This is a genomic window from Corynebacterium phoceense, assembly GCF_900092335.1.
GTDB classification, from domain to species: domain Bacteria; phylum Actinomycetota; class Actinomycetes; order Mycobacteriales; family Mycobacteriaceae; genus Corynebacterium; species Corynebacterium phoceense.
The window spans coordinates 1,472,497-1,481,867 of record NZ_LT596208.1 but is presented as its reverse complement, the minus strand read 5'-3'; the positions used below and the strand labels follow the sequence as shown (position 1 = coordinate 1,481,867).

Here is a 9,371-nt window from a genome sequence, read left to right as displayed (position 1 = left end):
GACTCGCCCAGGCCGGCGGCGACGATGGAGCGTGCGCCGGTCGCCTCGGTGATGGCGGACGGCGCTGGCACGCGGGTCACCTCGCCGGACTTGCCGGTGGCACCCACAGCAGACAGCGCGTCGAAGGTGGCGCGGACTGCGTCAGCATCGAGCAGTGCGGAGCCAGGGACTTCCAGGCCGTCGTCGCCGCGGAAGGCGGCGATGAGGAGGGCATCGGCAGCTTTGGGCGCGGCGGTCGCGAGCTCAACGGTGGGGGAAACGCCCAGCAGCGGGCCGTGGGAAGAATCAGTCACGAGAAAGACCTCCAAATGAAACGAGATGAATAGTGCACTGTCTGCCTACTGTAGGCGAAAAAATTTGACGGGGGTGGCCTGTGGAGCGATAGAAAAAGAGTAAGTTAGAGGCCATGACTTTGAAATACAACGTGACGAAGAACCCCACCCCGACCTCCCCGGAGGAACGTGCGAAGATTCTCGAGAACCCGGGCTTTGGTAAGCACTTTACCGACCACATGGTCACCATCGACTGGAACGAGAAGGACGGCTGGCACGACGCTCAGGTGTGCCCGTATGCGCCGTTTAGCATGGACCCGGCTTCCAATGTTTTCCACTACGGCCAGGCCATCTTCGAGGGCATCAAGGCCTACCGCCAGCCGGATGGCACCATTGCCACGTTCCGTCCGGAGGCTAACGCCAACCGCATGGCCAACTCGGCTAAGCGCATGGCTATGCCGGAGCTGCCGGTGGATGAGTTCATCGAGTCCCTGCGCCAGATCACCGAGATCGACAAGGATTGGGTCCCAGCCGCGGGCGGCGAGGCTGCGCTGTACCTGCGTCCGTTCATGATCTCCACCGAGGTTTCCCTGGGCGTGCACCCGGCTGCGACGTACCGTTACATCGTGATTGCGTCCCCGGCGGGCGCGTACTTCACCGGTGGCGTCAATCCGGTCTCCGTATGGCTGTCTACCGACTACGTCCGTGCTGCCCCGGGTGGTACGGGTGCTGCGAAGTTCGCGGGCAACTACGCTGCCTCGCTGCTCGCACAGGCGCAGGCAGCGGAGAAGGGCTGCGACCAGGTGGTCTGGCTCGACGCCATCGACCGCAAGTACATCGAAGAGATGGGCGGCATGAACCTCGCGTTCGTCTACGGCGAGGAAGGTAACCAGACGCTGGTGACTCCGGCGCTGTCCGGTTCGCTGCTGCCGGGTATTACGCGTGACTCGCTGCTGCAGGTCGCCGAAGACATGGGGCTCAAGGTCGAAGAGCGTCGCGTGAGCTACGACGAGTGGCGCGAGGATGCAGAGTCCGGCAAGATGACCGAGGCTTTTGCCTGCGGTACCGCCGCGGTCATCACACCAGTCGGCCACGTCATGGGCGACGGCATCGACTTCAAGGTCAACGGCGGCGAGGCTGGCACGACCACCATGGCGCTGCGCGAGCAGCTCACTGGCATTCAGCACGGTGCGGTCGAAGACACGCACGGTTGGCTGCACACGCTCGTGAAGTAATGAGCGCGTAAAGGAAGGACCCCTCGGGGTCCTTTTATTTTGTCTCCACGGGCTGCGTGCGGAATCTCAGGACAACGAAGGCCCCACAACGTGGCGGTTGTGTGGCCTTCGTTGTCCTGGAATCCGGATGGTCTAGGCGGGGTCTGCGGCGGCCTGGACGGCGGCGACTTCGTCGGCGACGAGCTCGAGGCTGGCCGCGAGGAGCTGGTAGGCGAAGAGCGATCCGAGGCCCTGGCCAGTCGTGGTGAGCGTGTTGAGCAGCGGCGTGAGGCCCAAGTCTTGGAGCGCGAGCGTATGCGCGGGCTCGCGGGAGGTATTCGCGGCGTAGATCCAGCGCCGGGTGCCGGGGGCGAGGCGCTCGGCGAGGACCGCGGCAACCGTCAGGAGCGGCGAGTCGATGAGCAGTGGCGTGCGGCGTGCGGCGGCGCGACCGATGAAACCCGTGAGCGCGGCGAGGGTCGGGCCGCCGGAGACTTGGAGGATTTCCAGTGGGTCGGAGAGGTTGCGCGTCCGGAAGAGCGCGTCGCGCAGGACAGCGACCTTGGTCTTCCACGCCTCGTCCGTGATTCCGGAGCCGGGGCCCACGATGACGACGGGTTCGGTGCCGGTGAGGCGCGCCATGACGACGGCGGCGACGGTCGTGGAACCCACGCCCAGGTCGCCGGGGATGAGGAAATCAGTGCCGGCGTCGATTTCTTCGTCGGCAGCGCGGGCGCCGAGGGCGAGGGCTTCCTCGAGGCCCTCGGGGGTGCAGGCGTTCTCGACGTCGATGGCTGCAGCGGGTGGGCAGTCGACGGTGCGCAGGCCCACGCCCAGGCGACCGGCGAGGACGGCAGCCGGGGAGAGGCCGTCAGCGAGCTGTTGTGCCTGTTGCGCGGTGGCCTCGGGAGCGAAAGCAGAGAGTCCTACCCCGTCGCGCTGGCGAGTGGCGATGCCGTTCTCGCCGACGAAAACCACAAGGCGCGGACGTCGCGGAGCATGCGCGGGAACCTCGCCTTGGCAGGCTGAGAGCCATACAGCGGGAGCATTGACCGTACCCAAGGACACGCCGAGGGGCGTGGAGCCGAGGGCGAGCGCGGTGGCATCGGCAGCCTGGGCGTCAGGGACCGGAACGGACTCGAACTGCGCCATGTGGGCCTACTTGACCTCGGCGCCGCGCTCGACCTGCGGGCGCGGGGTGCGCCACTTGCGCGGCTGGGTGGCGCGGCCGTAGGCGTAAAAGCCCAGGCCGAAGCCGGCCTCGGTGGTGCCAGGGAACTTGAGACGCACCGCGTTATTGACCTTGCGGGCCAGCCACACGCCCTCGACGGCGAAGATGACGATGAAGACCATCGCGATGAGCGTGGAGATATTCGCGAACGTCGGGTTGTACATGCCGATAAAGAGGATGACGAGGAGGACGATCATAAACGGCATGGCCCACTCATTGAGGAAGCGGCGGCTATCGACCCAGTTGCGCACGAAGCGGCGGACCTCGCCCTTATCGCGCGGCAGGAGGTAGCGCTCGTCGCCAGCCTCCATGCGCTTCTGCGCCTCCTTGTTGCGCTTGTTACGCTCCTCGCGCTCCTTGCGCTTGTAGTCCTTCCATTCCTCCTTGGACATGGACTTCTTCAGCTCCTTGCGGTGCTGGTAGCGCTGGGCTTCCGATGCCCCGTTCGGGTCGCGTCGCACGCCGCGCGCGATTTCCTGCTCGTTGCGCTTGGGCGTGGGGCGTCCCTTGGGTGGGGTGTAGCCCTTGCGGGGCTGGTCTGCTCCGGTGGTGTTTTCGCTGCTATTACTCACGAAATCCAAGACTACAAGGCCGGGGTGAAAGGTGGGAAATGTGGTGGGAATAAGGCAGCTGTCTCGCACGTTGAACCGTTTATTCCAGCGTCTGCCGCTTCCTCGTGGACGCTGGCCCATCCTCCGAGTACGCGTGCCGGCGCTTTAAGGCCGGAAAAATTCGGAGTAAGGTGGGGGACACTTTACGGACCATATTTTCAAGGAGAAGATAATGACCGCTCCCGTTTCCGAAACTGGCGTCATCCTGACTGAGGCCGCTGCCGCCAAGGCAAAGGCTCTGCTCGAGCAGGAAGGCCGCACCGACTTGTCGCTGCGCATCGCTGTCCAGCCGGGTGGCTGCGCTGGCCTGCGTTACCAGCTCTACTTCGACGACCGCACCCTCGACGGCGACAAGGTCGACAACGTCGACGGCGTCAACCTCGTCGTTGACAAGATGAGCGTCCCATACCTCACCGGCGCCAAGATCGACTTCGCGGACACCATCGAGTCCCAGGGCTTCACCATCGATAACCCGAACGCTGGCGGCTCCTGCGCCTGCGGAGACTCCTTCAACTAAGGCTTCTCGCGCGTCCCTTAAGACGTACAAAAGAACCGCCACTTTCCCTTTAAATCAAGGGAAAGCGGCGGTTTTCTCTTTGCCTTGTAACGCAGACGCTCTACGACTCGTCGATGTCACCGGTGTCACTGGCGTCGCCGGTGTCCTCGAGTTCGTCAAGCTCGTCGAGGGTGGAAAGCCATACGCGGATATCCGCGCGTACCTTTTCGGCAGTAGGAAGCGGCGGAGTCTGCGTTCCGTTGCCGTCTGTTCGGCTTGTCTCGGCTGCGACATAGACGGTGGACGAGTAGCCAGAAGGAAGGTACTCGTTGGGGCAGTCGAGCCAGTCAACACTGCGGTGGGTCGCGCTGACCGTGGCGCGGAAGTGGTAACCGTCCACGCTCAGCTCGTACGTTTTCCGCTGCAGTGACATGCCGGGGCTCTCCTAGAGCCGGATGGGGTAGTCGCGCTGCTCGATCTGCGGATCGATGCGGTGCTCGACGAAGATGCCGTGCCAGATCATAAACGCCACGACGGTCCAGATGCGGCGCGAGTGATCGGAGACGCCATCGCGGTGCTCCTTGAGCATCTCGAGGACTTCCTTCTTATTGAAGATGTCCTCGGTCTGGGACTCGTTGATGACATCCTGGGCCCAGCCATAGAGTTCATCGCCGGCGAGCCAGTGACGCATGGGCACCGGGAAGCCGAGCTTCTTGCGGTGAAGGACGTGCGCCGGAACGATCTGCTCCATGGCCTTGCGCAGCGCGTACTTCGTGGTGCCGTGTGAAATCTTCATGTCATACGGGATGGTTTCCGCGACCTTGAAGACCTCCTTATCGAGGAAAGGCACGCGCAGCTCGAGCGAGTTCGCCATATTCATCTTGTCAGCCTTGACCAGGATGTCGCCGCGCATCCACGTGAACAGGTCAAGGTGCTGCATGCGGGCGACTGGGTCGAAGCCCTGCGACTGGGCGTAGATGGGTGCCGTGATTTCTTTGTGGTCCCACTCGCGCTTGGCCCACGGGATAACGCGCTGCATCTGCTCAAAGTTAAAGGAGCGTGCGTTGCCGTAGTAGCGCTCCTCCATCGTCATGGAACCGCGGTTGAGCAGCGACTTGCCCTTCATGCCCTCGGGCAAGATCTGGGAGAGCTTGCCTAGGCCGCGACGCAGCGGATCCGGGATCTTCTCGAACGGGGCTAGGGAGAGTGGTTCCTTATAAATGGTGTAGCCGCCGAAGAGCTCGTCAGCGCCCTCGCCGGAGAGCACGACCTTGACGTGCTTGCGGGCCTCCTGTGCCACGAAGTAGAGCGGCACGAGCGAGGGGTCTGCAACCGGGTTGTCGAGGTACCACATGATCTTCGGCACGGCGTCCGCGTATTCCTCGGGGGAGACGATTTTGACGATGTGCTCGACGCCGATGGCCTCCGCAGACTCTGCAGCAACGTCAACCTCGGAGTAGCCCTCGCGCTCGAAGCCAGTGGTGAAAGTGAGCAGGTTCGGGTTGTGGCGCTTGGCCAGCGCCGCGATGGCCGTGGAGTCGATACCGCCGGAAAGAAAGGAGCCGACGGTGACGTCAGCGCGCATGTGCTTTTCCACGGAATCTTCGAGGGCACGGGCGATGCGGTCGAAGAGCTGCTGCTCTTGGCCAGCCGGCACCTGCTGCACCGGGAACTGGGGCTTGAAGTAGCGAGTGTTGAGGACCTCGCCGCCGGGAGTGAGCGTGACAGTAGAGCCCGACTCGACGCGGCGGATATTCGCATGCAGGGACTCCGGCTCCGGGACGTACTGGAGGTCGACGTAGTGTTCGATGGCGCGCTTATCAAGGCTGAGTCCTAGACCGAGGTCCTCGGCCATCTCCAGGATGCACTTCATCTCGGAGGCAAATACGGTGCCCGCCGGAGTGGTGGCGTAGTAGAGCGGCTTGATGCCGAACTGGTCGCGGGCCGCGAACATGGTCTTCGTTTTGGTGTCCCAAATAACGAAGCCGAACATGCCGCGCAGGTGCTCGACGACGTCAGCACCCCAGTGGTGGTAGCCAACGACGATGGGCTCGCCGTCGCCCTCAGTATTAAAGGTGTAACCCAGTTCCTTGAGTTCTGCACGCAGCTCGACGTAGTTGTATATCTCGCCGTTGAACGTGAGGGCGTAGCGGTTCTCCTCGCCCTCCGGGCCCCAACGCAGCGGCTGGTGCGAGTGCTCAATATCGATGATGGACAGACGGTTGAAGCCGAACGCCGCGTCGTCATCGTGCCAGGTGCCGGCGGCATCGGGGCCGCGGTGATGCATGCAGGGCAGAGCGCGCTCGACTGCGTCGACGTAGTCGCCAGCGTTTCCCGAGGCCGATAGCAGGGCCAAAAGTCCGCACATGTAGTGATTGCTCCTTTAATATGGCGAAAACGAAAATATCTGTCCCACAGCTTACGGCCCCGCGTGCTGAGCCGGTGTTTCAGACGCGCGGAAACGACCCGGTGTACAGGTCGCTGCGGGTCGCGGAGGGGTGGGAGAGGGCCGCCTGAGAACCTTCGAATGCGCAGCGTCCCCTTTAGGGTGCAAACTTTCGGATGGTGTAGCGCGGGCTGCTTTGTGAATTAAGGCACACGGCATACTGGACCTGTGGGGGTGGTGGGGAGAGATTGTCGTGGTCGACCTGTAATATCCCTTCCGGACATACTCCTTATGTGTATATACGAGTTTCCTGTCAGCCTCGAACAGGGCTGATGGGGCCTGTCTATGCACTATCCTGTGTTGATAGGAATGCTCTGGGAGTATTCGAGAAGTTTTGTGTGGACAGAAAGGCAGAACACACGTGGGACAGCGTAAGCAGCGCAACTTCGCCCGTAAGGCGGGCCTAGCTGGCGCAATTGCCCTGGGCGGTTTGGCACTGGCGGCCTGTGATGTACAGGCGCCTTCGGCCGTTGAAAACCTCCTGGGATTTGGTTGGCCGAAGGGCATTACGCCTGAGGCTGAGGGAATGTACAACTTCTGGATCTGGGTCTGGGTTGTTGCATGGTTCATCGGTTTCGTCATGTGGGGCCTGTTCCTCACTGCAATCTTCCGTTGGAGCGCAAAGCGCGCCAAGAAGGAAGGCAAGGGCGAGTTCCCGAAGCAGTTGCAGTACAACGTGCCGCTCGAGATGGTGCTTACCATCGTCCCGATCCTCATCATCATGGGCCTGTTCTTCTTCACGGTTCAGGCACAACAGAAGGTTGTCGCCCTTGATAAGGACCCACAGGTAACGGTCGACGTGACGGCTTACCAGTGGAACTGGAAGTTCGGTTATGCCGGCGTCAAGGGTGAGCTTTCCCCGACCGGCTCCGACTATGACGGCACCGACGAGGAGCGCAACAAGCTCGCCGAGGAATCCTCCGTTGACCCGGAGGGTGTGAAGAACCCGAACCCGATTCACGGCAAGTCCATGGGTGACCTTTCCTACCTCAACTACAACGACATCGAGACCGTCGGCACCACCGAAGAGGTTCCGGTTCTGGTTCTCCCGTCGCACACCGCGATTGAGTTCCGTCTCGCTTCCGGTGACGTCTCGCACGCCTTCTGGGTTCCGGAGTTCCTCTTTAAGCGCGACGTGTACGCGCACCCGGAGAACAACCAGCAGGAGCGTCGTTTCCAGATCGAGGAGATCACCAAGGAAGGCGCGTTCGTTGGTCGCTGTGCTGAGATGTGCGGTACCTACCACTCGATGATGAACTTCGAGCTGCGCGTTGTGACCCCAGAGAAGTTCGCGGACTACATGAAGTTCCGCAACGACAACCCGGACGCTCCGAACTCTGAGGCTCTCGCCTCCATCGGTGAGGATCCGTACGCGGTCACCACTCAGCCGTTCAACAGCGTTCGCGACACCAAGACCGGCGACAACTTCGTCGACGAGAACGCCTAAAGGAGAAATACAATGCGCGCAGGTTCTAACGTCTTCTACGCCATCGCGGCATATCTCATCGTCTCCGAGATTGTCTACGTCTTCGGCGTCAACTTCACTCGCGACGACGGCTACCTTTACGGTCCGGAGTGGATCGGTATCGTCGCCATGGCTCTCGCGGCCGTCATGTGTATCATGCTCGCCGTCTACCTTCAGTTCACCGATAACCGCACGGACCTTTCTCCGAGCGATTGGGAAGAGGCTGAAACTGAAGACGGCGCTGGCATCCTCGGCTTCTTCTCGCCGGGCTCCATCTACCCGTTTGCAATGACCATGTCCATCGCCGTTATGGGTCTGGGCATCATCTTCCTGTACTTCTGGATGATTGCTCTCGGCGCCGCCATGCTGGTGTACTTCACCTTCCGTCTGTCGCTGCAGTACGGCATCCCGAAGGAGAAGCACTAAGCTTCCTCGGATGGCCGCCGGCCGCCACGGCCCGCGACTGTCCCCGCCCCACACTTCTCGTGCCCCTGTGCGTAGCTTCCCGCTACGTACAGGGGCATTTGGCGATCGTCGGACCTGACACAAAATAGTTCCCTGGAGTTCCATGATTTTTGCGAAGCCGGGAAATTTGCGCATAGTTTGCGGGCCTAGGGGGAGTTGCTCGCGTGCGCCAGCGACTGTGCTTGGAAAGAAAACTGCACGTGAAGGCCATTTTGAACCGGGGGTCAACCGAAAGTTGCAACCCTGGGAAAAACGCGCCGACATGTAAGTGATTTATCTCTCAGCGAAACTCTGGAAATATTCGTGTATTTCGTTTCAATGTGAACCAGCGGCCAGCTAGTAAAACTGGCGGTAGGGGGGATACCTCCTTTTTGGGCGCTTCTACCTGCAGAGATGCGGCGTCGTATGGGAGCGGAAAAAGTTCCCAACTATTTTTCGACGTTTTTAAGTCGCGAGCGGCTGGAAGAAACCTGGCTACAACCTTGGACGAGCCGGAAAGAAGTGGGGGGTCTCGGGTGACTTATGCCTGTTAAAAGGTCATAATTGACTGCGTGACGAGCACAGTTTCAAATCAAGGTATGACAGCACCACGTGTTGCTGCGCTGAACCGACCGAATATGGTCAGCGTTGGCACCATCGTGTTCCTGTCTCAGGAATTAATGTTCTTCGCCGGACTGTTTGCGATGTGGTTTACTTCGCGAGCTAATGGTCAGGACGGCGACTGGGCGCACTGGACCGAGCACATCAACGTACCGATGGGCTTTGTCATCACTGCGGTCCTGGTCTTGTCTTCCGTGACCTCGCAATTCGGCGTCTTCGCAGCTGAAAGGGGTGACGTATACAAGCTTCGACTGTGGTACTCGGCGACGATCGCACTGGCTGTGGTCTTCATTGGCATCCTCGCCTATGAGTGGACCCACCTGATCATCCACGGCGTGACCATTCAGTCCAGCGTCTTCGGATCGGTCTTCTACATCCTGACCGGTTTCCACGCGGCGCACGTGACGGCAGGCCTTCTGGCCTTCATCGCGATTCTGCTCCGTACGGCTAAGTCGAAGTTCACGCCGGCACAGGCAACCGCCGCAATGGCAGTGTCCTACTACTGGCACTTCGTTGACGTCGTGTGGATCGGCGTCTTCGTCGTTATCTACATCATTCAGTAGGCCGTAGG

The 9,371-nt window shown here is 61.2% G+C and carries 9 protein-coding genes and 1 pseudogene; 5 read left to right on the top strand and 5 right to left on the bottom strand.

Annotation, left to right across the window (positions count from 1 at the left end):
* Nucleotides 1-293 (bottom strand): annotated as a pseudogene (locus BN9444_RS14865) (M17 family peptidase N-terminal domain-containing protein); the annotation flags it as partial.
* 113 nt (nucleotides 294-406) lie between these two features.
* Between BN9444_RS14865 and BN9444_RS11200 the strand changes: the two are divergent.
* Nucleotides 407-1,507 carry a branched-chain amino acid aminotransferase gene (locus BN9444_RS11200; RefSeq protein ID WP_066491960.1) on the top strand — a complete coding sequence of 367 codons (1,101 nt, stop codon included), beginning with the start codon at nucleotides 407-409 and terminating at the stop codon, nucleotides 1,505-1,507.
* Between the two features lie 132 nt (nucleotides 1,508-1,639).
* On the opposite strand, the gene BN9444_RS11195 is transcribed toward BN9444_RS11200, so the two are convergent.
* A complete protein-coding gene (locus tag BN9444_RS11195) occupies nucleotides 1,640-2,638 on the bottom strand; it encodes a nicotinate-nucleotide--dimethylbenzimidazole phosphoribosyltransferase (RefSeq protein WP_068801931.1) in 999 nt (332 codons plus the stop codon).
* A gap of 6 nt (nucleotides 2,639-2,644) precedes the next feature.
* A complete protein-coding gene (locus BN9444_RS11190; protein ID WP_233423581.1) occupies nucleotides 2,645-3,289 on the bottom strand; it encodes a DUF3043 domain-containing protein in 645 nt (214 codons plus the stop codon).
* A 211-nt stretch (nucleotides 3,290-3,500) separates the two neighbouring features.
* Between BN9444_RS11190 and BN9444_RS11185 the strand changes: the two genes are divergently transcribed.
* Entirely contained in the window at nucleotides 3,501-3,845 is a 345-nt protein-coding gene (locus BN9444_RS11185; RefSeq protein ID WP_066491972.1) for a HesB/IscA family protein, read from the top strand.
* A gap of 100 nt (nucleotides 3,846-3,945) precedes the next feature.
* Here the strand turns inward: BN9444_RS11185 and BN9444_RS11180 are convergent, their stop codons facing one another.
* Nucleotides 3,946-4,257 (bottom strand): hypothetical protein, encoded by a 312-nt coding sequence (locus BN9444_RS11180; RefSeq protein WP_068801930.1) that lies wholly within the window; start codon nucleotides 4,255-4,257, stop codon nucleotides 3,946-3,948.
* 12 nt (nucleotides 4,258-4,269) lie between these two features.
* Entirely contained in the window at nucleotides 4,270-6,192 is a 1,923-nt protein-coding gene (gene asnB / locus BN9444_RS11175; RefSeq protein ID WP_066491974.1) for an asparagine synthase (glutamine-hydrolyzing), read from the bottom strand.
* 439 nt (nucleotides 6,193-6,631) lie between these two features.
* Between asnB and ctaC the strand changes: the two genes are divergently transcribed.
* The 3 genes from ctaC to ctaE all read left to right on the top strand — a co-directional run bounded on the left by ctaC (nucleotide 6,632) and on the right by ctaE (nucleotide 9,363).
* The gene (ctaC, locus tag BN9444_RS11170) at nucleotides 6,632-7,717 is read left to right on the top strand and encodes an aa3-type cytochrome oxidase subunit II (RefSeq protein ID WP_066491976.1); all 1,086 of its coding nucleotides are present in this window, start codon (nucleotides 6,632-6,634) and stop codon (nucleotides 7,715-7,717) included.
* A gap of 12 nt (nucleotides 7,718-7,729) precedes the next feature.
* Nucleotides 7,730-8,161, top strand: coding sequence for an aa3-type cytochrome oxidase subunit IV (ctaF, locus tag BN9444_RS11165; protein ID WP_068801929.1), 432 nt, complete (start codon nucleotides 7,730-7,732; stop codon nucleotides 8,159-8,161).
* 590 nt (nucleotides 8,162-8,751) lie between these two features.
* A complete protein-coding gene (ctaE, locus tag BN9444_RS11160) occupies nucleotides 8,752-9,363 on the top strand; it encodes an aa3-type cytochrome oxidase subunit III (RefSeq protein WP_448304456.1) in 612 nt (203 codons plus the stop codon).
* Nucleotides 9,364-9,371 lie beyond the last annotated feature (8 nt).